This window comes from Nocardioides nematodiphilus (assembly GCF_020216525.1).
Lineage (GTDB): Bacteria > Actinomycetota > Actinomycetes > Propionibacteriales > Nocardioidaceae > Nocardioides > Nocardioides nematodiphilus.
Genome location: NZ_JAIWOY010000007.1, coordinates 107,275 through 131,699 on the forward strand (window position 1 = coordinate 107,275; position 24,425 = coordinate 131,699).

Annotated in this window: 22 protein-coding genes; 2 read left to right on the forward strand and 20 right to left on the reverse strand. The window is 70.4% G+C overall.

Annotated elements, in window-relative coordinates; all coding sequences use genetic code 11:
- The first annotated feature begins 84 nt into the window (after window positions 1-84).
- Entirely contained in the window at window positions 85-996 is a 912-nt protein-coding gene (locus KSO98_RS12845; protein ID WP_225286107.1) for a 5'-3' exonuclease, read from the forward strand.
- Here the strand turns inward: KSO98_RS12845 and KSO98_RS12850 are convergent.
- The 19 genes from KSO98_RS12850 to KSO98_RS12940 all read right to left on the reverse strand — a co-directional run bounded on the left by KSO98_RS12850 (window position 982) and on the right by KSO98_RS12940 (window position 21,210).
- Window positions 982-3,774 (reverse strand): DEAD/DEAH box helicase, encoded by a 2,793-nt coding sequence (locus KSO98_RS12850; RefSeq protein ID WP_225286009.1) that lies wholly within the window; start codon window positions 3,772-3,774, stop codon window positions 982-984. The two genes, KSO98_RS12845 and KSO98_RS12850, sit on opposite strands and share 15 nt — an antisense overlap.
- Before the next feature lie 23 nt (window positions 3,775-3,797).
- On the reverse strand, window positions 3,798-4,685 hold the full coding sequence (locus KSO98_RS12855; protein ID WP_225286010.1) for a diacylglycerol/lipid kinase family protein: 888 nt from the start codon (window positions 4,683-4,685) through the stop codon (window positions 3,798-3,800).
- A 12-nt stretch (window positions 4,686-4,697) separates the two neighbouring features.
- On the reverse strand, window positions 4,698-5,543 hold the full coding sequence (gene tatC, locus KSO98_RS12860) for a twin-arginine translocase subunit TatC (protein WP_225286011.1): 846 nt from the start codon (window positions 5,541-5,543) through the stop codon (window positions 4,698-4,700).
- 14 nt (window positions 5,544-5,557) lie between these two features.
- Window positions 5,558-5,875 carry a Sec-independent protein translocase subunit TatA gene (tatA, locus tag KSO98_RS12865; protein ID WP_225286012.1) on the reverse strand — a complete coding sequence of 106 codons (318 nt, stop codon included), beginning with the start codon at window positions 5,873-5,875 and terminating at the stop codon, window positions 5,558-5,560.
- Window positions 5,876-5,916: 41 nt separating this feature from the next.
- On the reverse strand, window positions 5,917-6,909 hold the full coding sequence (locus KSO98_RS18945; protein ID WP_225286013.1) for a helix-turn-helix transcriptional regulator: 993 nt from the start codon (window positions 6,907-6,909) through the stop codon (window positions 5,917-5,919).
- Entirely contained in the window at window positions 6,906-7,853 is a 948-nt protein-coding gene (locus tag KSO98_RS12875) for a helix-turn-helix transcriptional regulator (protein ID WP_225286014.1), read from the reverse strand. Before KSO98_RS12875 ends, KSO98_RS18945 begins: the two co-directional genes overlap by 4 nt.
- Before the next feature lie 4 nt (window positions 7,854-7,857).
- Window positions 7,858-8,823, reverse strand: a complete 966-nt coding sequence (locus KSO98_RS18950) for an FKBP-type peptidyl-prolyl cis-trans isomerase (RefSeq protein ID WP_225286015.1) — start codon at window positions 8,821-8,823, stop codon at window positions 7,858-7,860.
- A 96-nt stretch (window positions 8,824-8,919) separates the two neighbouring features.
- On the reverse strand, window positions 8,920-9,918 hold the full coding sequence (locus tag KSO98_RS12885) for an FKBP-type peptidyl-prolyl cis-trans isomerase (RefSeq protein WP_225286016.1): 999 nt from the start codon (window positions 9,916-9,918) through the stop codon (window positions 8,920-8,922).
- A 72-nt stretch (window positions 9,919-9,990) separates the two neighbouring features.
- On the reverse strand, window positions 9,991-11,352 hold the full coding sequence (gene pafA / locus KSO98_RS12890) for a Pup--protein ligase (RefSeq protein ID WP_225286017.1): 1,362 nt from the start codon (window positions 11,350-11,352) through the stop codon (window positions 9,991-9,993).
- A gap of 149 nt (window positions 11,353-11,501) precedes the next feature.
- Window positions 11,502-12,251 (reverse strand): ZIP family metal transporter, encoded by a 750-nt coding sequence (locus KSO98_RS12895; protein ID WP_225286019.1) that lies wholly within the window; start codon window positions 12,249-12,251, stop codon window positions 11,502-11,504.
- A 22-nt stretch (window positions 12,252-12,273) separates the two neighbouring features.
- Window positions 12,274-13,158, reverse strand: a complete 885-nt coding sequence (locus tag KSO98_RS12900; RefSeq protein ID WP_225286020.1) for a hypothetical protein — start codon at window positions 13,156-13,158, stop codon at window positions 12,274-12,276.
- Entirely contained in the window at window positions 13,152-13,664 is a 513-nt protein-coding gene (locus tag KSO98_RS12905; protein WP_225286021.1) for a hypothetical protein, read from the reverse strand. The genes KSO98_RS12900 and KSO98_RS12905 overlap by 7 nt, the downstream gene beginning before the upstream one ends.
- A 69-nt stretch (window positions 13,665-13,733) precedes the next feature.
- The gene (gene prcA, locus KSO98_RS12910) at window positions 13,734-14,570 is read right to left on the reverse strand and encodes a proteasome subunit alpha (RefSeq protein WP_225286022.1); all 837 of its coding nucleotides are present in this window, start codon (window positions 14,568-14,570) and stop codon (window positions 13,734-13,736) included.
- 73 nt (window positions 14,571-14,643) lie between these two features.
- Entirely contained in the window at window positions 14,644-15,486 is an 843-nt protein-coding gene (gene prcB, locus KSO98_RS12915) for a proteasome subunit beta (RefSeq protein WP_225286023.1), read from the reverse strand.
- Window positions 15,483-15,680, reverse strand: coding sequence for a ubiquitin-like protein Pup (locus KSO98_RS12920; RefSeq protein ID WP_225286024.1), 198 nt, complete (start codon window positions 15,678-15,680; stop codon window positions 15,483-15,485). Before KSO98_RS12920 ends, prcB begins: the two co-directional genes overlap by 4 nt.
- A 9-nt stretch (window positions 15,681-15,689) precedes the next feature.
- On the reverse strand, window positions 15,690-17,198 hold the full coding sequence (gene dop / locus KSO98_RS12925; protein WP_263642733.1) for a depupylase/deamidase Dop: 1,509 nt from the start codon (window positions 17,196-17,198) through the stop codon (window positions 15,690-15,692).
- A 17-nt stretch (window positions 17,199-17,215) separates the two neighbouring features.
- Window positions 17,216-18,868: a proteasome ATPase gene (gene arc, locus KSO98_RS12930; RefSeq protein WP_225286025.1), complete on the reverse strand. Its 1,653-nt coding sequence runs from the start codon at window positions 18,866-18,868 to the stop codon at window positions 17,216-17,218.
- Between the two features lie 145 nt (window positions 18,869-19,013).
- A complete protein-coding gene (locus tag KSO98_RS12935; protein WP_225286026.1) occupies window positions 19,014-20,054 on the reverse strand; it encodes a tRNA (adenine-N1)-methyltransferase in 1,041 nt (346 codons plus the stop codon).
- Window positions 20,055-20,064: 10 nt separating this feature from the next.
- Entirely contained in the window at window positions 20,065-21,210 is a 1,146-nt protein-coding gene (locus KSO98_RS12940; RefSeq protein WP_225286027.1) for a site-2 protease family protein, read from the reverse strand.
- 144 nt (window positions 21,211-21,354) lie between these two features.
- Here KSO98_RS12940 and KSO98_RS12945 point away from each other — a divergent pair, with 144 nt between their 5' ends.
- A complete protein-coding gene (locus KSO98_RS12945; RefSeq protein WP_225286028.1) occupies window positions 21,355-22,203 on the forward strand; it encodes a RecB family exonuclease in 849 nt (282 codons plus the stop codon).
- A gap of 1 nt (window position 22,204) precedes the next feature.
- Here KSO98_RS12945 and KSO98_RS12950 read toward each other — a convergent pair whose 3' ends face one another.
- Complete coding sequence (locus KSO98_RS12950) at window positions 22,205-24,367, reverse strand: DEAD/DEAH box helicase (RefSeq protein ID WP_225286029.1); 2,163 nt, start codon at window positions 24,365-24,367, stop codon at window positions 22,205-22,207.
- Window positions 24,368-24,425: the final 58 nt, after the last annotated feature.

The following is a 24,425-nucleotide window of genomic DNA, read 5'->3' on the forward strand; positions in this document are numbered from 1 at the left end:
ACGCCGTGCGCCGCCTGGGTCGAACGTCCCGCGTGGTTGGATGCCTCCGTGGTTGAAACCGTGCCTGCGCCGTCGTCCCGCCTCATGCTGCTCGACTCGGCGTCGATGTACTTCCGCGCCTTCTTCGGCGTCCCGGAGATCAAGGCGCCCGACGGCACCCCGGTCAACGCGGTGCGCGGGTTCCTCGACTTCATCGCCCGTCTCGTCGAGCAGTACCGGCCGTCGGACCTGGTGTGCTGCTGGGACGACGACTGGCGTCCGCAGTGGCGCGTCGACCTGATCCCCTCCTACAAGGCTCAGCGCGTGGTCGCGGAGAACGAGGTGGGGCCCGACGTCGAGGAGGTGCCGGATCCGCTCCAGGTGCAGGTCCCGATCATCGTCGAGGTCCTCGCCGCGCTCGGCCTCCCGGTCCGCGGTGCCGCGGGCTACGAGGCCGATGACATCATCGGCACCCTCGCCGCCGGCGCCGGCATGCCGGTCGACGTGGTGACCGGCGATCGCGACCTCTTCCAGGTCGTCGACGACGCCGCCGGGGTGCGGGTGCTCTACATCGCCAAGGGCGTGGGCAACCACGAGCGTGTCGATGAGGCCTGGGTGCAGGAGAAGTACGGCGTGTCCGCCGCCCAGTACCCCGACTTCGCCACGATGCGGGGCGATGCCTCCGACGGGCTGCCCGGGGTGAAGGGCGTCGGCGAGAAGGGCGCCGCCGCCCTGCTCGCGACCTACGGCGACCTGGCCGGCATCCGCGCCGCCGCCCACGACCCGGCGGCCACGCTGACGCCGGGCCTTCGGGCGAAGATCCTCGCGGGCGAGCCCTACCTCGACGTGGCACCCGCCGTCGTGGCCGTGGCGCGGGACGTCGACCTCGACCGTACGGGCTTCGCGCTCCCCCACGCTCCGGCCGACGCGGGGCGTCTCGCTGAGCTGGCCGAGCGCTACAACCTGACCTCGTCGGTCGCCCGCGTCACGGCGGCGCTGGCATCACTCCACGACTGAGGAGTACGCCACCACACCGCGCTTGAGCTTGCCGACCAGCTCGCGCGCGATCTTGCGCACCGGCGAGTCGCCGGCGGCGTCGGCGACCTGACCGGCCAGATCGACCAGCTGCTTCATCCAGCGGACGAAGTCGCCGGCGGCCAGGTCGACGACCGTGAGCACGTCGTCGAGGTCGTCGCCCTCGGCCCAGCGGAAGGCGGCCCAGGCGAAGCCGAGATCCGGCTGGCGCAGGAAGTCCAGCTTGTGGTCGCGCTCGAGCGCGTCCAGGTCGGCCCAGACCCGCACCATCTCGGCGATGACGTCGTTGAGCCGCCCGCCGGGCAGGCGCGGCGGCGGCGCGTCGTCGGCGCGACGGGCCTCGTAGACCAGCACGGAGAGGGCAGCCGCGAGCTCGGAGGCGCTGAGCTTGTCCCACAGCCCGACGCGCAGGGACTCCGCGGCGACCAGGTCCATCTCCGAGTAGAGCCGCATCAGGTGCCGGCCGCGGTCGGTGACCTCCCAGTGGTCCGGGTCGGGACCGTCGAGGTAGCCGAGCGCATGCAGCAGGTCGCAGACCCGGTCGAACTGCCGGGCGACGGTGTTGGTGCGGTTCTCCACCCGACGGCGCAGCGTGTCGGTGTCGCGCTGCAGCTTGAACCAGCGCTCGGCCCACCGGGAGTGGTCCTCGCGGTCGGGGCAGTCGTGGCAGGGGTGCTTGCGCAGCTCGTGGCGCAGCGCGGCGATCTTGTCGTCGGCCTCGGTCCGTCCGCTGTCGCCCCGGCGGCTCGGGGCGTTCACCGGCCGCAGGTCGCGGGTCTTCTCCTTGAGGTGCGCGGCCAGGTCGCGGCGCATCTGCGGGTTGCGGCCGTTGAACGTCTTGGGCACCCGCATCCGGGTCTGCGCGACGACGGGCCGGTTGAAGTCGATCATGGCCAGGCGGCGGGCCTGGCGGTCGAGGGTGACGACGTATGGGCGCGGGTTCTCGCCGTCGTAGCCGGGATCGATGATCACGGCGTAGCCCGCGAACTTCCCGGTCGGCACGTCGATGACGTCGCCGGGCTTGAGCTCGCCGAGTGAGGCCACGATCTCCTCGCGCCGGTCGGTGCGGCGCTCGCGGAGCGCGGCCTTCTCGACCTGGCTGATCTGCTGGCGGATGCCGGCGTACTCCATGAAGTCGCCGCGTTCGCAGGCCGCCGCCTCGCGGTAGCCGTCGAGGGCCTCCTCGGCCTTGTGCAGCTGGCGGGCGAGCCCGACGACGGCCTTGTCGGCCTGGAACTGCGCGAAAGACTGCTCCAGCAGCTCCCGGGAGCGTGCCTTGCCGAACTGGTGCACCAGGTTGACGGCCATGTTGTACGAGGGCCGGAAGCTGGAGCGCAGCGGATAGGTACGCGTCGAGGCGAGGCCGGCGAGCTCCTTCGGGTTCATCCCCGCCTGCCACAGCACGACGCCGTGGCCCTCGACGTCCAGACCGCGACGCCCGGCGCGGCCGACGAGCTGGGTGTACTCCCCCGGTGACAGGTCGGCGTGGGTCTCGCCGTTCCACTTGGTCAGCTTCTCGATCACGACGGTGCGCGCGGGCATGTTGATGCCGAGGGCCAGGGTCTCGGTGGCGAAGACGACCTTCACCAGGCTGCGCAGGAAGAGCTCCTCGACGACCTGCTTGAAGGCGGGCAGCATGCCGGCGTGGTGGGCGGCGACGCCACGGGTGAGGCCGTCGACCCAGTCGTGGTAGCCCAGGACGTGGCGGTCCTCGTCGGGCAGGTCACGGCAGGCCTCGGAGACGTACGCGTAGATCTCGTCGCGCTCCTCCGGGGTGGTGAGGCGCAGGTTGGCCGAGAGGCACTGGGTGACGGCGGCGTCGCAGCCGATCCGGCTGAAGACGAAGACGATCGCGGGCAGCATCCCGGCCCGGTCGAGGGAGCCGACCACCTCAGGGCGCGAGGCGATCCAGACCCGGCGACCGTTGCCCACATCGCGGCGCCCCGGGGTCTTGGTGGCGCCTCGCGGCGAGCGGCGGTCCTTGATCTTGGTGGCGGCCCAGTCGTCCCGGGCGATCTTCATCAGCTCGCCGTTGACGGGGGCGCCCTCCTTGACGAACCCGGCCGACGCGTCGATGTCGGAGGAGGCGAAGAGGTCGAGGACGCGGCGCCCGACCATGACGTGCTGGTAGAGCGGGACGGGCCGCTTCTCCTCGATGATGGTGGTGGTCTCGCCGCGCACCGTGGTCAGCCACTCGCCGAACTCCTCGGCGTTGGAGACGGTCGCCGACAGCGAGATCACCGAGACCGACTCCGGCAGGTGGATGATGACCTCCTCCCAGACCGCGCCTCGGGAGCGGTCGGCGAGGTAGTGCACCTCGTCCATCACCACGAAGCCGAGCCCGAGCAGCGTGCTGGAGCCGGCGTAGAGCATGTTGCGCAGCACCTCGGTGGTCATCACCACGATCGGCGCCTCGCCGTTCACGACGTTGTCGCCGGTCAGCAGGCCGACCTTGTCGGCGCCGTAGCGGCGCACCAGGTCGCTGTACTTCTGGTTCGACAGCGCCTTGATCGGCGTGGTGTAGAACGCCTTGCGGCCGGTGGCCAGCGCGAGGTGGATGGCGAACTCGCCGACGATCGTCTTTCCGGAGCCGGTGGGGGCCGCGACCAGCACACCGCGGCCGTCCTCGATCTCCCGGCAGGCGCGTGCCTGGAAGTCGTCGAGGGGGAAGGTGTAGAGGTCCGAGAAGTCCTTGAAGACGGGGTACGCCCTGTCGCGCTTGGACTTGGCGTAGCGCTCGGACGGCGACAGCTCGGTCATGCCCCAAACCTACCGGCGGCCCTTCAGTGCAGGACGGTCAACGCCCCCGGCACGCACTCCACCGTCAGCGGTACGTCGGCGAAGCGCTCGCCGTCGGCGTACGAGGTGACCGGCGGGGTGATCGCGATGCTCACGGTGCGCGCCCGGACACGCTCGTACGCGGGGTTGTGCACGTGCGCGCCGGTCTTGACCGTCGGGAAGAACCGGACGAGCTGCAGACGGGTCAGCTTCTTCACGATGATCACGTCGAACAGGCCGTCGTCGAAGCTCGCGCCGACGCCGATCTTCATCCCGCCGCCGAAGTGGTCGAGGTTGGCGACCGAGACCAGCATCGCCTCCACGGTGCGCTCGACGCCGTCCAGCGACAAGGTGTAGTGCAGCGGCCTGAAACGGGGCAGCTCGGCCGCGACCGCGACCGTGTAGCGCAGCGGCCCGGTGGGCCAGGTCATCTCCCCGCCGCGCCTGGCGGCCAGCGCGTCGAAGCCGGTGGCCAGGACCGTGAGGAACCAGACGTCGCCGGAGCGGCCCAGGTCGATCGCGCGACGGCGGTCGCGCAGCACGACCTCGGCGGCTGCGATGGGGTCGCCGAGCGGGATCTCCAGCGCCCGGGCGGCGTCGTTGCCGGTGCCCGCCGGCAGGATGCCGAGCGCGACCTGGGTGCCGGCCAGCGCCTGGACGGCGAGGTGGATCAGGCCGTCGCCGCCGCTGACGACCACGGTGTCGACCCCGTCCGCGATCGCCTTGTGGACGAGCGTCAGGGACTCGGCCGGATCGTGCCCGACGACGTCGGTGACCTCGGCGCCGGCGGCCCGCAGGTGCGCGATGACACGATCCCGGCCCACGTGTCCTTCGCCGGCCCCGGAGGCCGGGTTGGAGAGGAACGCGATGCGACGGCCGGCTGCGCTGGTCATGCGCTGATCATGTCAGTCGCGCGGCAGCGGCGAGGGCTGATCGGGGTCGAGACCGGCATAGGGCCGGTTGTCGATCTTGCGCCGGTCGTGGACCCGGGCGATGACCTCGGAGATGCCGTACAGGATGCACATCGGCACCGCCATGAACGTCATCGTGAGCGGATCGGTCGACGGTGTGGCGGCGGCGGCGAAGACGAAGATGCCGATGATGATCCACGGCCGGGTCGCCTTGAGGGCGCGGGCCGGCAGCACGCCGACGCGGTTGAGCATCACCACGAAGACGGGGATCTCGAAGGCGATGCCGAACACGAGCAGGGTGCGCAGGAAGAACGAGAGGTAGTCGTTGAACTCCACCAGGTTCTTGACGCCGTCGTGGTTGAAGCTGATCAGGATCTCGACGCCCTTGGGGAGCGTGAGGTAGCCGATCGCGACGCCGATCAGGAACAGCGGGCCCGCGAAGGCGACGAAGATCGCCGACCAGCGCTTCTCCTTGGGCAGCAGCGCGGGCAGGATGAACGCCCAGATCTGGTAGAGCCACAGTGGTGCCGAGACCACCAGGCCGGCGAAGGCGGGCAGCTTGAAGAAGAGCAGGAAGCCGCCACCGACGCCTTCGGTGATCGCCTCGGTCCTGCCACTGCCCAGCGCCCGCTGGGCGTCGAGGTACGGGTTCGCGACGAGATCGAAGAGCTGGTCGTTGAAGAACAGCATCACGCCGAAGCTGATGGCCAGGATGAGCGCGATCTTGAGGACGCGCGCGCGGAGCTCGCGGAAGTGGTCCGAGAGCGCCATCCGGCCGTCAGCACCGACGGGGTGAACGGGTCGGCCACTGAGGAGGCCGACGACGCCCGACAGGGACAAGGTGGGGTCCTGGGTCAGGCGTCGGGCTGCTGCAGGCGCGCGCGCTCCGCGTCCAGCTCGGCCTGGCGACGGTCGAGCTCGGCCTGCTGCGCGATCTTCGCCTGCTCGATCTGCTGAGCCTCCGGGCTCGTCGCCACCTGCTCAGCCGTCAGCGTCGGCTTCTCGCCCTTGTCGTCGTCGCGCAGGCCCTTGGTCTCGGCCTTGAAGATACGCAGCGCCTGGCCCGTGCCGCGGGCGAGCTCCGGCAGCTTGGCGGCACCGAAGACGAGGATCACGATCACCAGGATGATGAGCCATTCCCAGCCACCGGGCATGTCGATCAGGGGGAACATGTGAAGCACCTCGTCGTCGTTCGTTGGGGACTTGTGAAATCTTACGCGTAGAGCGCCAGGGTCGCCTCGGCCGCATCGCGCAGGTCTGCGGCGAGCTCGACCGGAGCCACCACCGTGGCGTACGGGGCGAGGCGCAGCAGCAGGCGGCGCAGCCAGCGCCGGTCGGCCACGCGGAGGTCGACCTCGAGGCTGCCGTCCTGCTGCTGGCGGACGTCCTCGACCGGGTAGTACTCGGTCACCCAGCGAGCCTGCGGCTGCAGGTGGAGCGTCACGGTGAGCAGGTCCTCGCCCGCGGCGAACAGGCCCTCGGCCAGGCTGCGCGGGGTGGTCGGCTCGGTCGCGATCGGCGTGTCCAGCAGGGTCGCCTCCCGGATCCGGTCGAGCCGGAACAGGCGCGGCGCCTCGGCACTGTGGCAGTAGGCGTCGAGGTAGTCGACGCCCTGGTGGGCCACGACCCCGCGCGGGTCGACCGTACGGGTGGACTCCTCGTCGCGGGCCGGCACGAAGTAGGCGAGCTCGACCTGGCGATGCTCACTCACCGCGCGCTGGAGCAGCGCCTTGCGCGCCGCGTACGCCCGCTCGTCGGGGGCGATCGGCACCTCGACGGGCACGGTGGCGCCGGCGGCGGCCTGCTCGAGCTTGGCGAGCGCCCGGTCGACGACCTCCGAGGCCTCCTCGGTGATGGCACCGCCACGCAGGGCACGCAGCGCGACGATCAGTGCGGTGGCCTCGTTGGTCGACAGGCGCAGCGGGCGCGAGAGGTAGTCGGCGTTCGAGATCCGGATGACCCGGTCGCCGTCCTGCTCGGTCAGGGCCTCGAGATCGACGTCGATGAGGTCGTCGGGCAGACCTTCGGGCAGGCCGCACATGAAGAGCACGCGCAGGTCCTTGACGAGCTGCTTCTCCGGTACGCCGAGCGCGGCGGCCGCCTCGTCGAGGCGCACTCCCCCGCGGGCGTGCAGGAACGGCACCAGGGTGAGCAGGCGTGCGACCTGCTCCTTGGCCCCGCTCGAAGCCGCAGGTGACGTCTTCACGCCAGCACCCCCTGGAGGCGGGCGATGACGCTCGCGCGCAGCGTCGCGGGTGACTCGACGATCACGTCGGCTCCGTGGCCGAGGACCTCGTCGGCCAGATCGGCCGGCGGGGTCGGCAGGTGCAGGCGCTCCCAGTCGGCGTCGACCTGCTCGATCTGAGCGGCGTGGCGGCGCAGCATGTGCCCGGCCCCGCGCCGGACGAGCAGCGTGGCCGGCTCGGCGGGCCGGTCGGGACGCAGGGTGGCGTGCGCGATGGCGCGCACGTCGACGCCCTCGGGGATCTCGTAGGTCCCGGGCGTGCCGTCGAGACGGGCGCTGCCGACGACGCGCGACAGGCGGAAGACGCGCTGGTCGTCCTTGTCCAGGTCGTGCCCCACCACGTACCAGCGGCCGGAGAACCGGACCACGCCCCAGGGCTGGAGGTGGCGTGCGACCGCGTCGGGACTGCCTGACGTGCGGTAGTCGAAGCGGACCGGGATCCGGTGGTTGACCGCTTCGAGGAACACGTCGAAGGACGGCTCCTCGGCGGCCAGGCGCGGCGAGACCAGGTCGAGGGCGGCGACGTCGATCTCGGCGCCCGCGGCGGTCAGCTTGCGGACCGCCTCGGTGGTCGCGTCCGCGAGCCGGGCGTGCTCCCACACCTTGGTGGCCAGGCCGACGACGGCAGCCTCGTCGGCGGTGAGCTCGATGGCCGGCAGCGCGAACGCGTCGGGGCTGATCCGGTAGCCGCCCTCGTCCTCGAACAGTGGGTCGTACGAACCGGTCTCGATCGGCACGCCGAGACTGCGCAGCTCTTCCTTGTCGCGCTCGAACATCCGCTCGAAGGCCTCGTCGGAGGAGTCCTTGTAGAGCAGCTCGCGGATGCGATCGCGCCCGACGTAGCCACGCTGGACGAGCAGCATGATGAGCAGGTTCATCAGGCGCTCGGTCTTGGCTGCCGCCATAGGGCTAGGAGGCCTTCAGGACGTCGATCACGAACCAGAGCGTAGCGTTGCCGGCGATCTTGTCACCGCTGCCCTGCGCGCCGTAACCGAAGGCGGGCGGCATCGCGAGGAGCACGCGGCTGCCGACCGGGACGCCCTCGAGGCCGATCTGCCAACCCTTCACCAGGCTGGTGAGGGTGTTGGTGTACGGCGTCTTGCTGTAGCTCTCGTCGAAGGGCTCCTTGGCGTTGAACGTCTCGCCCAGGTAGTTGATCGTCACCTTCGAGTTCTCCGTGACCTTCTTGCCGGTGCCCTTCTTGAGGAAGAGGCGGTGCACCGGAGTGGTCAGGTCGGGCTCGGAGAGACCCTTGAAGTCGAGGCCGGTCGGCTTGCCGTTCTTGCTGATGATTCTCGGCATCATGCTCGGCGAGACGTCGTGCACCTTGTCGTCGGTCGGCGTCGGCGAGACCGCCGCCTTCTCGACGAGGTCGGCGACGACGACGAGGCTGTCGTTCTTGCCCAGGCCGAGCTGGGACGCCGCGTCAGCCGAGCCGAGCAGGTCCTCCGGGGTGGTCACGGCCACCACCCGCGAGCCGTACGTCTGCCCGCTGAAGAGCTTGTCGAAGACCGGGCCGAGCTGGCCGTTGTTCGGCAGCGCCTCAGGCTTGCCCTGGTCGTAGTCGCTGAAGGTCTGCTTCTTGGTGGTGCCGTCGGCGATCCACAGGTAGGCGTTGACCGTGTCGGTGGACGTGATCTTGTCGCCGCTGCCCTTCACCAGGGTGGTGACGCTGGTCGACGTCGGCTTGGCGACCGGCTTCTTCCAGGTCGCGGTGATCTCCTTGCCGACGTCACCGGTGAAGGAGACCTGGCTCAGGCCCGTGCTGGTGGCGCCGTCCTTGGTGTTGTCGTCCGATCCGCCGCAGGCGACGAGGGTCGGGAGCAGGAGCACCGGGATCAGGGCGAGGGCAGGACGGTGGAGACGGGAAGACACGTGAGAGGACCTTCGGGTGGGGTGCGGGGGAACTCTGGTCAGGCTAGGTCGCGAGTCTGAGCGCGCCCTGAACGACCCTCAGGAACCGGTGGTGCGTCAGCCGATGCCGAGGACGTCGACGACGAAGTACATGGTCGCGTTGGGCGGCACGGAGCCCTTGCCCTGGGCGCCGTAGCCGAGCGCCGGCGGGACCTCCAGGAGGACGCGGCTGCCGACCGGCACCCCGACCAGGCCCTTCTTCCAGCCCTCCACGAACCCGGCCAGCGGCTGGCTCGCCAGCGGGGCGCCCGTGTAGCTCTGGTCGAACGGCTTCTTGCCGTTGTAGAGCGTGCCGAAGTAGTTGATCGTGATCTTGTCGCTCGCCTGGACCTTCGCGCCGGTGCCCTTGATCAGGTACGCCTTCTTGAGCGGTCCGTTCTTCTTCGGCTTCGGCACACCCTGGAAGCTCATCCCGGTCGGCGCGGACGTCGGGCCGCCGGTCAGGACCGGCCTGGGCGCCCACGCCGGGGCGGCGACCGTCTTGCCTTTCGGTGCCTTCAGCGCCGGGACGGCGGGCGTGGTCGGGCTGGCCGACGGGCTCGGCTCCGGGGTGGTCTTCTCGACGAGATCGATGATCACCAGGAGGCTGTCCTTGGTGCCGATCCCCATCTCGGGGTTGCCGGCCGCGCCGAGCAGCTTGTCGGAGGCCACGACGGCCGCGATCCGGTCACCGTAGTGGGCGCCCTTGAGGATCGTCTTCCACTCCTCGCCCAGCTTGGAGAGCGTGAGGGTCTCGGGCTGGCCGTTGGCGTAGTCGCTGTAGGCCTGGAGCTTGGTGGTGCCGTCGCCGATCCAGATGTTGGCGCTGACGCTGTCGCCCGAGGCGACGGCCGCGCCGCTGCCCTTGACAAGGGTCTTGGCGACCGTCTTGGACGGGTAGGCGATCCCGCTCTTCCACTTCACGTCGGGGGCCTTGCCCGGCGCGCCGGAGATCGTGACGCCCTCGAAGCCGGTGGTGGTGGCGTCGCCGTAGCCGACCTTGGTGCTGCCGCACGCCACCAGGGCGGGCAGGAGCAGGGCGGGCACGACGAGGGACGCGGTACGACGCAGACGCACGATGGGACCTTCGGTTCGGCGGTAGGAGCAGGTGAACCTTAACGGCTCAGCCTGAGGCATGGCTGAACCGGCTCACATCCCGTCGATGAGGCGCTGCACCCGGTCGTCGTGGGAGCGGAACGGGTCCTTGCACAGGACGGTGCGCTGGGCCTGGTCGTTGAGCTTGAGGTGGACCCAGTCCACGGTGAAGTCGCGCCGCTTCTCCTGGGCCATCTTGATGAACTCGCCACGCAGCCGGGCACGCGTGTGCTGGGGCGGGACGGACTTGGCCTCGAAGGTCTTGAGGTCCGTGGTCACGCGCGCGACCGCGCCCTTCTTCTCCAGCAGGTAGTAGAGCCCCCGCCCGCGGTGGATGTCGTGGTAGGCCAGGTCGAGCTGGGCGATCCGGGCGTGGCCCAGCGGGAGGTCGTGCTTGGCGCGGTAACGCTCGATGAGCTTCCACTTGATCACCCAGTCGATCTCCCGGTCGACCAGGCTGAGGTCGCCGGACTCGATCGCCTTGAGACCCCGCTCCCACAGGTCGAGCGCTCGCTCGATGGTGGGTGTGGAGAGCTGGCGGCGATCGACGAAGTCGCGGGCCTTGGTGAGGTACTCGGCCTGGATCTCCAACGCGCTCGCCTCGCGGCCGTTGGCGAGGCGGATCTTGCGCTGGCCGCTCATGTCGTGGGCGATCTCGCGGATCGCGCGGATCGGGTTCTCCATCGTGAGGTCGCGCATCACCACGCCCTCCTCGATCATCCGCAGCACGAGGTCGCACGTGGCGAGCTTGAGCATGGTGGTCGTCTCGGACATGTTCGAGTCACCGACGATGACGTGCAGGCGGCGGTACTTCTCCGCGTCCGCGTGCGGCTCGTCGCGGGTGTTGATGATCGGACGCGAGCGGGTGGTGGCGCTGGAGACGCCCTCCCAGATGTGCTCGGCGCGCTGGGAGACGCTGTACGAGGCGCCGCGCGGCGTCTGGGTGACCTTCCCGGCCCCGACGATCAACTGGCGGGTGACGAGGAACGGGATGAGGACGTCGGCGAGGCGGCTGAACTCGCCCTGGCGGCTGACCAGGTAGTTCTCGTGGCAGCCGTAGGAGTTGCCGGCCGAGTCGGTGTTGTTCTTGAACAGGTAGATCTCACCGGCGATGCCCTCGTCGTGCAGGCGCTGCTCGGCGTCGAGGAGCAGGCCCTCGAGGATCCGCTCCCCCGCCTTGTCGTGGGTGACGACGTCGACGACGTCGTCACACTCGGGCGTGGCGTACTCGGGGTGACTGCCGACGTCGAGATAGAGCCGCGCGCCGTTCTTGAGGAACACGTTGCTCGAACGGCCCCAGCTCACCACCTTGCGGAACAGGTAGCGCGCGACCTCGTCCGGGCTCAGCCTGCGCTGGCCGCGAAACGTGCACGTGACGCCGTACTCGTTCTCGATCCCGAAGATCCGCCGGTCCATGTTGAAACACTAGACCCGCCGTCCACAGATTGCGGGAGGTCGACGCGCAGGGTAGTGATCCGCTTCGTCCTCGGGACGCTACCGAGGGCGCGCGGGTCATGCGGCCGGCTCGGCACCCTGCACTCGCAGCCGCCCTGCGGGCGATGGGATCAGGCGCGTTGGATCGTGAACGCGGCGATGAAGCCGAGGGTGGTGATGAGCCCGGCGAAGAGGTGGGCGCGGTCGAACGCCTCGGGGATCATCGTGTCGGCGACCATGGCGAGGATGGCGCCGGCGGCGATGGCGGTGATGACCGCGATGGTCTCGGGTGCGGCACCGTCGAGTGCGACCGCACCCAGGAGGCCGGCCAGCCCGCTGGCGATCGCGATCGCGGTCCACACCGTGAACACGTAGCGGGCGCTGCGCCCGTTGGCCTTCATCCCGGCGGCGCTGGACAGGCCTTCGGGGAGGTTGGAGATGAAGATCGCGACGAGGACCGGCACGCCGACCCCACCGCCACCGAGCAGGGACAGCCCCAGCACGATCGACTCCGGGATGCCGTCGAGCAGGGCGCCGATCGCGATCGCAGCGCCGCTGCCCGCCTGGTCGTCCTCGGAGGGCTGCTCCTCACCCGATCGCTTGCGGTGCTGTGCTCCCCGTCTCGCCAGCACCACGTTCGCACCCACGTAGACCAGGGCGCCGGCGAGGAAGCCGACGATCGTCGGCGTGAGGCCGCCGGTCGACTCGGCCTCGTCGACCAGGTCGAAGGCCAGCGCCGAGATGAGGACGCCGGCGCCGAAGGCCATCACCGCCGCGATCACCGTCCGCGGCACCCGGACGAACCATGCGATGAGCGCACCGATGATCAGCGCTCCCCCGGCGAAGAATCCCCACCATGCCGCCTGCAGGGCGATCGGCATCTCCACTCCTCCTGTGCGGCCCTCAGCGGGCGTCGGTGACGATCGTCTGGACCTCGTCGACGCGCAGCACCGCCGTCGACGTGGGTCCGTCGATCGTGCCGGCCTCCCCGGGGATGGCGATCCTGACACCGTTCATCTCGAAGTGGATGTCCCAGCTGGCATAGGCCGAGACCGCGTAGGCGGGCCGTCCCTCCCAGCTCGCTGTTCCGTCGTAGGAGGCCTGGGTATAGGCGTGCTGGCAGTCCGTCGAGGCCTGCTCGGCCGAGGTGGTCCACGGGCAGGTGAGGGTGGCGCCGTCACCGGTCCTGATGTTCAGCGACCTGATGGTTGCGATCGCGACCAGGCCGAAGGCCGAGCTACCGGTCTGGGTCGGCTGGGCGCCCGTCACCCAGAACCACGTCGGCACGGTGACGAGCGTGCGGTTGACGGGGCTGGTGCTGAGGGCCGGGAGGGCGAGGTCCAGCTTCCCCTTCGCCTCCTGGGCCTGGACGGTGAGGGGCGGCGTCGGCGGAGTGCCGCTGTCGCTCCAGTAGATCTCTGCGCCGGGCGGGCCCTGCTGCGGATACGGCGGATAGCAGCGACGGACCATCGGCTTGGAGTCCGGCTGCGGCTTCGGTCCCTCGGGCAGGACGAAGGGCGGATGCCAGTCCTCCTGGTAGCACGCGCTCTCGCCCACGCAGAAGGTGGCGTTGGGGTACATCACAAGCTGACAGGTGGGTTGGGCCGGCCCGCTTCCGCCGCCCGGATCGGTGCCCGGGTCGCCCGGCTGGGTGGAGCCGGGCTTGGTGCAGACGTACTCGTTGGTCTGCGGATCGGTCCAGCACGTCACGCCGGCCGTGGAAGGCGCTTGAGCGATCACCAGGAGGGCGACGATCAGCCCTGTCACAGCCAGGAGTCGCGTCAGCACGGCGTGGTCCCCATCTCGATGTCGTCGACCAGCCAGCGGTCGTCCTGGAGGAGGAGCCGGTACGTGTAGCGGGCGCGTGGCCCCGACTGGGACTGCGGCCCGCTGTGCGAGGCCGCCTTGGGCACGATGAAGGTGTGCGTTCCGTCGACGCATGCGTCGACGCGCGCCGTCGATCCGGTCACGGTCGGGTCTGCGGAGACCACCGTGCTCGTGCCGATGAACTTCATGCCTTTCGCGGCGACGTTCTTGCGGTAGTTGCCGACGAACGTCGACGCCCACGCCGGGGTGGCCACGCCGTCGAGCGCGGCCTCGCTCGGGTGCTCGGCGATCTGCGACGTCGCGGCGACGTAGGCCGTCACCGCAGCCGTCGCTGCCTCGCCGGGATCCGCGGTCGGCGACGCCGAGCCGCCGAGCGGCTCGATCTCGGTGTGCGCCGCCCCGCCGCCGCAGGCGGTCAGCGAGATGAGCGCGCCGAGCACGGCGAATGAGGGCAGGACGAAGCGCATGCAGGGAGCCTTCCCGAGTTTGTCACCTGCCAAACGACCACGTCGCCCGCAGGTGACGTGGCGTGCACCTCACAGCGGAGGCGCGATGGGCGGCTCTCCCCCGACGTCGTGGCCCGCGTCGGGGCCGCTGACCTCGCCCGGCGCGATCGCCGGGTCGGTGCCCTCTGCGGGCGCCGTCTCCGCGAGCCGGTCGCCGAGGATCTCGGCGAGGCGCGCAGGGCTGAAGCGGGAGAACTTCCTCGGCTGGGTGCGGGTCCGATCCAGGATCGCGACCTCGAGGTCCTCCACCGGGATGATCCGGTCGGCGCCCGGCGTGCCGTTGCCGCCCGGCGAGTGCCCGAGGGCCGCGACCGCCAGCCTCAGCGCCTCGTCGAGCGGGGCACCCTCGGCGTAGCGGTCCTTGAGATAGCCGGCGACCGCCTCGGCGGCGCCGCCCATCACGGCGTAGCCGTGCTCGTCGGCGACCTGGCCGTCATAGGTCAGCCGGTAGAGCTGGTCCTCGGCCGCGGTGTCGCCGATCTCGCCGACGAACAGCTCCACCTCGTACGGCTTCTCGCCGCCGGAGGAGAAGATCGCGCCGAGCGTCTGGGCGTACGCGTTGGCCAGCCCGCGCCCGGTGACGTCGCGCCGGTCGTAGGAGTAGCCGCGCATGTCCGCGAGTCGTACGCCCGCGATCCGCAGGTTCTCGAACTCGTTGTAGCGGCCGACCGCGGCGAACGCGATCCGGTCGTAGATCTCACTGACCTTGTGCAGCGCCGCAGACGGGTTCTCCGAGACGAAGAGCAGGCCGTCGGCGTACTGCAGGCCGACCACCGAGCGCCCACGGGAGATGCCCTTGCGGGCGAAGTCCGCACGGTCCTTCATCAGCTGCTCCGGGCTGACGTAGCCCCCGAATCCCATGCTCATGCGATGCCCTCCCGACGAAATGAGCGAAGCGAGGCCCGGAGGGCGGGCTTGAGCGTGAGCGATCCCGTCCTGCTCATCGAGTGCCACCCTCCAGCTCGGCGTACGGTCCGTCGGGTCGTTGCATCCGGCCCCCGACCACACGGTCGGCGATCGCCGCTACCTCGTCGTCGGGCAGCCGCTGACCGCCGTCGGCCGTGATGATGTGGACCACCGGGAAGATCCGGCGGGTGAGGTCCGGCCCGCCGGTCGCGGAGTCGTCGTCGGCGGCGTCGTAGAGCGCCTGGATGACCGCGGTGACGGCGCCCTCCTGGTCGAGCTCGGGGCGGTAGAGCTTCTTCAGCGCGCCGCGGGCGAACATCGAGCCCGAGCCGACGGAGTGGAACGACGTCTCCTCGTACCGGCCGCCGGTGACGTCGTAGGAGAAGATCCGGCCGATGCCCGACTCGAGATCGAAGCCGGCGAAGAGCGGTACGACGGCCAGGCCCTGCATGGCCATCCCGAGGTTCTGCCGGATGAGGGCGGCGAGGCGGTTGGCCTTGCCGTCCATGGAGAGGGTGGTGCCCTCGATCTTCTCGTAGTGCTCGAGCTCGGTCTGGAAGAGCCGCACCATCTCGACGGCGAGGCCCGCGGTGCCGGCGATGCCGACGCAGGAGTACTCGTCGGCCGGGAAGACCTTCTGGATGTCACGCTGGGCGATGACGTTGCCCATCGTGGCGCGGCGGTCGCCCGCCATCACCACGCCGCCGGGGAACGTCACCGCCACGATCGTGGTGCCGTGCGGCGCGAGCTCGGCTGCGGACCCGGGCGCCAGCGCGCGCCGCGACGGCAGCAGGTCAGGGGCGCTGGCCGCCAGGAAGTCGGCGAAGGACGAGTTGCCCGGCGTCATGTACGACGTCGGGATGCGCGAGTCGCTCATTCGCCGCCCTTCTGGATGAACGACTTCACGAAGTCCTCGGCGTTCGTCTCGAGGACGTCGTCGATCTCGTCGAGGATGTCGTCGATGTCGTTGTCGAGCGCTTCCTTGCGCTCGGCGACATCGCTCGTCTCGGTGGCCGAGACGGCCTCCTCGGGGGCGTCAGACTTCCGCGGCTGCTTCTGTTCCTGTGCCATACCTAGAACCTACTGGGTCAGGGCACGAAACAGGTCGGAGGCCGTCCGACACGAGTCGATCAGCGCGCCGACACTGGCCTTCGTGCCGCGCAGCGGGTCCATCGTCGGGATGCGCTGCAGCGAGTCGTGGTCGGGCAGGTCGAAGATCACCGAGTCCCACGACGCGGCGGCGACATTGTCCGAGTACTTCTCCAGGCAGCGGCCCCGGAAGTAGGCGCGGGTGTCGGTCGGAGGCTCGTGCATCGCGGTCTCGACCGCGGGCGTGTCGATCAGCCGCTCGATCCGGCCGGCGTTGACGAGCCGGTGGTACAGCCCCTTCTCCGGGCGGATGTCGGCGTACTGCAGGTCGATCAGGTGCAGCTTGGCGTCGTCCCAGTCCAGCCCGTCGCGGTCGCGGTACGACTGCAGCAGCTTGAGCTTGGCGACCCAGTCGAGCTCGCCGGCGCAGAGCATCGGGTCGCGCTCGAGCCGGTCCAGGACGGACTCCCAGCGGGCGAGGACGTCGGCGGTCTGGGGGTCCACGTCGGTGCCGAACCGGTCCTCGACGTACTTCTTGGCCAGGTCGAGGTACTCCAGCTGGAGCTGGACCGCGGTCAGCGTGCGGCCGTCCTTGAGCGTGACCCGGTGCCGGAGAGTGGGGTCGTGCGAGACGGCGCGCAGCGCTGCCACGGGCTTGTCGACAGCCAGCTCGCGGGTGATGAAACGCTCCTCGATCATCGCCAGCACCAGCGAGGTGGTGCCGACCTTGAGATAGGTCGAGACCTCCGCGAGGTTGGCGTCCCCGATGATCACGTGCAGACGCCGGTACTTGTCGGCGTCGGCGTGCGGCTCGTCGCGGGTGTTGATGATCGGGCGCTTCAACGTGGTCTCGAGGCCGACCTCGGTCTCGAAGAAGTCCGCGCGCTGGCTGATCTGGAAGCCGTGTGCGCGGCCGTCCTGCCCGAGGCCGACCCGGCCCGCGCCGGCGAAGACCTGGCGACTGACGAAGAACGGCGTCAGGTGCTTCACGATCTCGGGGAACGGCGTCGAGCGGCGCATCAGGAAGTTCTCGTGCGCGCCGTACGAGGCGCCCTTGTTGTCGGTGTTGTTCTTGTAGAGCGTGATCTGGGGATTGCCCGGCAGCCGCGCCGCCGCCCGGCTCGCGTCGAGCATGATCTGCTCGCCGGCCTTGTCCCAGCGCACGATGTCGAGCGGCGTGGTCACCTCGGGCGTGGAGTACTCCGGATGGGCGTGGTCGACGTACAGGCGGGCGCCGTTGGTCAGGATGATGTTGGCCAGCCCGAGGTCCTCGTCGGTGAGCTGGCTGGGGTCGGCCGCGGCACGCGACAGGTCGAAGCCGCGCGCGTCGCGCAGCGGCGACTCCTCCTCGAAGTCCCACCGAGCACGCCGCGCCTTCAAGGTGGCGCTCGCGTAGGCGTTGACGATCTGCGAGGACGCCACCATCGGGTTGGCCAGCGGCTGGCCGGCCACCGAGATGCCGTACTCGACCTCGGTGCCCATCACCCGCCTCACGCTCATGCTGCGAGCCTACGCACTCAGAGGTACTGCCCCGTCGCGGCGACCTGCTCGATCGACCGCCCCGGCTCGGAGCCCTGCTTGCCGGAGATGAGCGTGCGGATGAAGACGATCCGCTCCCCCTTCTTGCCGGAGATCCGCGCCCAGTCGTCGGGGTTGGTGGTGTTGGGCAGGTCCTCGTTCTCCTTGAACTCGTCCACGCAGGCCTGGAGCAGGTGCGAGACCCGCAGCCCCTTCTGCTGGTGGTCCAGGAAGTCCTTGATCGCCATCTTCTTGGCCCGGTCGACGATGTTCTGGATCATCGCCCCGGAGTTGAAGTCCTTGAAGTAGAGGACCTCCTTGTCACCGTTGGCGTAGGTGACCTCCAGGAAGCGGTTCTCCTCCGACTCGGTGTACATCCGCGTCACGGTGGTGTCGATCATCGCGTTGGTGGTGGCCACCCGGTCCCCGCCGAACTCGGCGAGGTCGTCGGGGTGCAGCGGGAGCGTCGCGGTGAGGTACTTGCTGAAGATGTCGCGGGCGGCCTGGGCGTCGGGGCGCTCGATCTTGATCTTCACGTCGAGGCGGCCGGGGCGCAGGATCGCGGGGTCGATCATGTCCTCGCGGTTGGAGGCGCCGATGACCAGGACGTTCTCGAGGGCCTCGACACCGTCGATCTCGCTGAGCAGCTGCGGGACGATGGTGTTCTCGACGTCCGAGCTCACCCCGGTGCCGCGGGTGCGGAAGAGCGAGTCCATCTCGTCGAAGAAGACGATCACCGGGGTGCCGGCCGACGCCTTCTCCCGGGCGCGCTGGAAGACGAGCCGGATGTGCCGCTCGGTCTCGCCGACGTACTTGTTGAGGAGCTCGGGGCCCTTGATGTTGAGGAAGAAGCTCTTCCCCTCCGAGCCCGTCCTGGCCGCGACCTTCTTGGCCAGCGAGTTGGCGACCGCCTTCGCGATCAGCGTCTTGCCGCAGCCCGGAGGGCCGTACAGCAGGATGCCCTTGGGCGGCCGCAGCTCGTGCTCGGTGAAGAGCTCGGGATACAGGTAGGGCAGCTCGACCGCGTCGGTGATCATCTCGATCTGCTCCCCGAGGCCGCCGATCGAGTCGTACGAGATGTCCGGGACCTCCTCGAGGACGAGCTCCTCGACCTCGGACTTCGGGACCTTCTCGTAGACGTAGCCGGAGCGCGGCTCCATCAGCAGCGCGTCGCCGGCGCGGATCCGGTCGGCGAGCAGGGGCTCCGCGATCCGCACGACGCGCTCCTCGTCGGCGTTGGCGATGACCAGGGCCCGCTCGCCGTCGGCGAGCAGCTCCTTGAACATCACGACCTCGCCGACCTTCTCGAAGGCGAGCGCCGCGACGACGTTGAGCGCCTCGTTGAGCATGACCTCCTGGCCGCGCTGCAGCGCGCCGACCTCCACCGTGGGCGAGACGGTCACCCGCAGCTTGCGACCACCGGTGAAGACGTCGATCGTGCCGTCCTCGTTGGCGTTGAGGAACGTGCCGAAGCCCGCCGGGGGCTGCGCCAGGCGGTCGACCTCCTCGCGCAGTCGCAGGATCTGGTCACGCGCGTCGCGCAGGGTCGAGGCCAGGCGCTCGTTCTGTGCGTTGGACGCCGCGAGCGAGCGCTCCGCCTCCGCGAGCCTGGCCTCGGAGCCGAACCCGCTGAAACCGTCGGATGTCGACATCTCGCACCTCCTAGGTAGGTCTGCTTGGGACCTTACCCGCGAGGTGGACAAACGAACGCGTGATTCTCAGCCCGGGCGCGTCCGCGCCGGATCTTCGTCGCTCGCCCCGCGTGAAACTCGCACGCTCCGCGCCTGGGCCCGCTCCTCAGTCCTCGGTGCTCTCCGGCGTGTCAGCGTCGTCGAAGACCTCGACGGCCGCGATCGCGTCGAGCTCCGGCGCGGCCATGTCGGCCGGGCGCGGACCGCGGTAGTCGACGCCGTACGCGCCGGGAGCCGGGCGGCGGGTCTTGCGCGGCGGCTTGGCGCCCGGAGCGAGGCGGCGCGCCGTGACGAGGAACGCCGTGTGGCCGATCATCTTGTGACCCGGGCGGACCGCGAGGCCCTCCACGTGCCAGTCACGCACGAGCGACTCCCACGCCTGCGGCTCGGTGAACCCGCCGTGGGCGCGGAGCGTCTCGACGAAGAGGGACATCTGGGTGGTGGTCGCGACGTATCCGCAGATGATGCCGCCCGGACGCAGCGCGTCGGCGACGGCGTCCACGCACTCCCACGGCGCGAGCATGTCGAGGATGACGCGATCGGCGGTGGCGCCCTTCTTCGGGAGCTCCTCCTGGAGGTCACCCAGGTGCAGCGACCAGGTCGGCGGCTCGGCGCCGAAGAACTGCCCGACGTTCTTGCGGGCGACGTCGGCGAACTCCTCACGACGCTCGAAGGAGGTCACCGTGCCGTAGGGTCCGACGGCGCGCAGCAGCGAGCAGGTCAGCGCACCCGAGCCGACGCCGGCCTCGACCACGTGGGCGCCCGGGAAGATGTCGGCCATCGCGACGATCTGGGCGGCGTCCTTCGGGTAGACGACCGCAGCGCCGCGCGGCATCGAGACGACGAACTCGCTGAGCAGCGGACGGAAGACGAGGTACTCGCCGCCGGAGGACGAGGCGATGGTGAAGCCCTCCTCGCGACCGATGAGGTCGTCGTGCTCGAGGTGGCCCTTGTTGGAGAAGAAGCGCTTGCCGGCGACGAGCTCGAAGTTGTGGCGGCGGCCCTTGGCGTCGGTGAGACGGACCCACTCGCCCTCGCGCAGCACGCCACGGTGGACACCGGACCACGCCTCGGCGGGTACGTCGGTGCTGGCGTCGGAGGTGGCCACAGGGCCGGCGTCAGGGGTCGGGTCGAGCGCGTCGGACATGGCGCTGAGGTTATCGGCCGGTGCTCTGGAAGGCAGCATCCACATCGGTCGTCGAGAGGACCCCGTAGACGCTGCCGTCCTCCTCGACCAGGAGGTACTCGGTGGCCGGGGTCTGCCCGATCGCGCGGATCAGCTCCTCGCCGTGGATCGTCGCCGGCAGGCTCAGCCCGGCCGTCAGGTCGCGGGTGACCGCCGAGATCGGCATCCACGGGCGGCGATCGTCCTGCGTCGCGCGCAGGGCGGGCTCGCTCACCACGCCGATCGGCTGACCCGTCGCCGTGACGGTGATGATGCTGCCGGCCTGCGCCTCCTGGGCACGTCGGACGGCCTCGGCGATCGAGAGGTCCGCGGGCACCGCGAGCGTACGACGGGCGAGGTTGCGCGCGACGAGCTGCGGCAGGCGTTGGCGCATCCGCGCGGACACGATCGCGGCGGTGGCGCCCTGCCACAGGAACATGCCGATGAGGAACCCGAAGAGGACATCGAACAGCGACGGCTCGTTGCCGGTGACGAGACCCGCGGCGAAGGCCCAGGCGACGGCGCAGACCGCGGCGATCCGTCCGATCCAGCCCGCGACGAGGGTGCCGCGGTGCATGTTCTTGGTGGCGCCCCAGACGGCCGCCTTCATCACGCGGCCGCCGTCGAGCGGCAGCCCCGGGACCATGTTGAGCACGCCGACGACGCCGTTGGCCCACAGCAGACCCTCCACGGCCAGCAGGACCAGGCCGTCGGGGCCCGCCCACCAGGCGAGCGCCGCGGCGGCGGCCACGACCAGCGAGGTCAGCGGACCGACGACGGCGATGAGGAACTCGTCGCGCGGGCGTACGGCCTCGGCCTCGACCTCGGTGGCGCCGCCGAGGAAGTGGAACGTGATGTCCCCGACCGGGTAGCCCAGGCGCTTGGCCACGATCGCGTGCGCGGCCTCGTGCAGCAGGACCGAGCCGTAGATGACGACCGCGAAGAGGAAGGCGGCGAGGTAGCGCAGGGCACCCAGGCCGGGCTCGAAGGACTCGACCACCGGGGCCATCGACACCGTGATGACGGCCGCCACCAGGAACCAGGACGGCGTGACGAGGACGTCGCTGCCCGCGACGCTCCCGATCCGGATCGCTCCGGGCTGTCGGGGGCGCTGAGGCGAAGGCTCTGGTGCTGACACCCTGTGAGTTTAGGCGAGCGGGTCAGCGGCTGCGCGAGCGAGGCACGAGGTCCGGCGCAGGCCGTGAGCGGATGACCCAGGCGCGGAGCGCCTTGTCGGGACATCGCGTCGGCATTGTCAGTGGCCTGTTCTAGGGTCCTGAGCATGAGCATCTCCCCCGCCGAGCAGCTGTCGACCCCGGTCGACGGCGTCACGGTGCTGGGCGCGCTCTCGCCGAGCCGCGCCTCGGACTTCATGACCTGTCCGCTGCTCTACCGCTTCCGCCAGGTCGACCGGCTGCCCGAGCCGCCCTCACCGGACGCGGTCCGCGGCACCGTGGTGCACAAGGTGCTCGAGGACCTCTTCGACCGCCCCGCGGTCGAGCGGGTGCCGGACATCGCCCTGGGGATGCTCGCCCCGGCCTGGGCCGCGCTGCAGGAGGCCGAGCCGGAGCTCGCCGAGATGCTGCCCGAGGCCGAGCGGGCCTCGTGGATGGCGTCGTGCCGCACGGTGCTCGAGCGTTACTTCACCATCGAGGACCCCTCCCGGCTCGACCCTGCGGAGCGCGAGCTCTACGTCGAGGCGGTGCTCGACTCCAAGCTGCTGCTGCGCGGCTTCGTCGACCGCCTCGATGTCGCGCCGACCGGCGAGGTCCGAGTGGTGGACTACAAGACCGGGCGCGCTCCACGCCCCGGGTTCGAGGCCAAGGCGCTCTTCCAGATGAAGTTCTACGCGCTGGTCTGGTGGAAGGTGCGCGGCGAGGTCCCGGCGATGCTGCAGCTGCTCTACCTGGGCAGCGGCGAGGTGCTCCGGTACGAGCCGGACGAGGCCGACCTGCGCGCCACCGAGCGCAAGGTCGAGGCGATCTGGCAGGCGATCCGGACCGCGGAGCGCACGGGCGACTGGCGACCGAGCCCCAGCAAGCTGTGCTCGTGGTGCGCCCACCAGGCGCTGTGCCCGGAGTTCGGGGGCACGCCGCCGCCGCTCCCCCAGCCGCCCGCCGAGCAGGGCTGACTCAGAACGACAGCGCAGCCGACTCCCGCTTCTCCAGTGCGTCGGTGAGCAGCGAGACCAGGGCCTCGAGCCGGACGTCGACCGTCGAGGTGAGCTCGTCGGCGGAGGCGCCGTCGAGCGCGACCGCGGCCAGCCCGGCCTTGGAGTCGATCAGCTCGGCGATCCGTGAGTCCAGGGTCTGCGCGGCGATGACACGCCACGCGGTGACCGGCTCGGTCTGGCCGATGCGGTGGACCCGGTCGATGGCCTGGGTCTGCTCGGCGTCCGTCCACGACAGCTCCGCCAGGACGACGTCGGAGGCGACCTGGAGGTTGACGCCGACGCCTGCCGCGGTGAGCGAGCAGACGATGACCTGGACCTCGGGCTCGTTGACGAAGGCGTCGATGGCCTTGGTGCGGGCGGTCGAGGACTGGTCGCCGCGGATCTCGGTGTAGCGGATCCCGCGCTTGTCGAAGACCTCGCCGGCGGCGTCCATGACGTCGATGTGCTTGGCGAAGAAGACGACCTTGCCCGCGCTGCGGGCCAGCTGGGCGGCGTAGTCGGCGGCCAGGCCGGCCTTGGCGCGGCCGATGCGGCGCACCATCGAGAAGACGTTGTCGCCGGTGGTGGACTCGTCGCCGTCGGCGACCTCCCAGCCCGCGACGCGGCGGACGAGCTCGTGATCGATGCCCTCCACCTCGGTGCCGCCGATCTTCGCGCGGTGCTCCTTGCGGGCCTCGATCGCGGAGTCGTAGCGCTTCATCAGGCGCAGCGCGAGCTCGCGCTCGGCGGCCCGGATGGAGCGGCCCTCGGCGTCGTCGAGCTCGACCGGCAGGTCGGCGATGCGGCGCGCGGGGATGTCGGCGGCGACGTCGACCTTGCGGCGACGCACGATGCCCTGGTCCACGACGGCCTGACGGGCGGCGGGATAGAAGCCGAAGTCGGCCGGGGTCATCCCGGTCTCCTCCAGGGCGGCCATCAGACGCGGGCGCGGCGAGCGCTCGGTGATCCAGCCCAGGAACTGCCAGATGGTGAGGAAGTCCTCGACGTCGTTGATCAGCGGGGTGCCGGTCAGGGCCATCATCAGCGGGTTCGCGACCCGCTGACGGACCCGGTCGGCGATCTCGAGGACGTGCTGGGAGCGCTGCGACTTCTTGTTCTTGATGAAGTGCGCCTCGTCCACGATCATCCCGCGGAAGCCGTGGTCGCCGATCCAGCCCACGTGGCGGTCGAGGATCTCGTAGTTGAGCACGATGATGTCGGCGAAGCCGTCGACGTCCTGGCCGTCACCGTGCACGACGCTGACGCTGCGGCCCGGGGTCCAGCGCTGCGCCTCACGGGCCCAGTTGGTCTTCACGACGTTGGGGACGACGACCAGCAGCGGGTACGCCTCGGCGGCCTGCGCGGCGAGCAGCGACTGGGCGGTCTTGCCCAGGCCGGGCTCGTCGGCGAGCAGGAAGGTGCGGTGGCCGTCGACGACCGAGGCGACCAGCCGGGACTGGTGGTCCATCAGCGTGAGGCCGGCCGGCAGCACGCCCACCGGGCGGGCCTCCGGCAGCTCCATGCAGGACGAGACGCCCGGCGCGGGGTGCTCGAAGGAGTTGAGCAGCGGGCTGATCAGGTCCCAGCCGATGAGGCGGCGGGTCTCGGCCCGCGGCGGCGCCGCGGAGAAGTCCGGCACCATGAAGGGGGTCATGAGCTGCGCACGGGCCACCGAGGTCGGCACGACCTGGCGCTCGGTACGGGCCGCCTGGGCCTCGGTCGGCTCGGGCTTCTCGACCTCCGGCTCGGGCTCCCGGCCGGCGGCGGCGAGGAGCTGGCGGCGCAGGTGGCGGGTGGCGTCGGTCTCGACGGCCTCCTCGCCGAGCAGCCCGAAGAGGGCGGGCTCGCGAGCGGCGGTCTGGGCCAGGATCGTGGCGATGCCGTCGAGGCGCTTGAGCTCGGCGGCGCGCTGGGGCTCGGTCAGGTCCGGCGTGGACTTGAGGCGCTGGCGCTCCTCACGCACCAGGAGGGCGACGACCTGGAAGCGGGTCGCCTCGGGGCGACCGCGCTGCACGCTGATCTCCACGTCGCGTACGGCCTTCGCCAGGACCGGGATCAGCCCGGTCTCGTCGCGCTGCCGCGTACGGGAGCGCTGCTGCTGGCCCCGACCGCGCCCGGATGCACGCCGACCCTCTGCCGCCACACTACGTCCTGTCCTGCCGCGCAGAAGCCCGGCGAATTCTGATCCCTCGGCCCCAGAG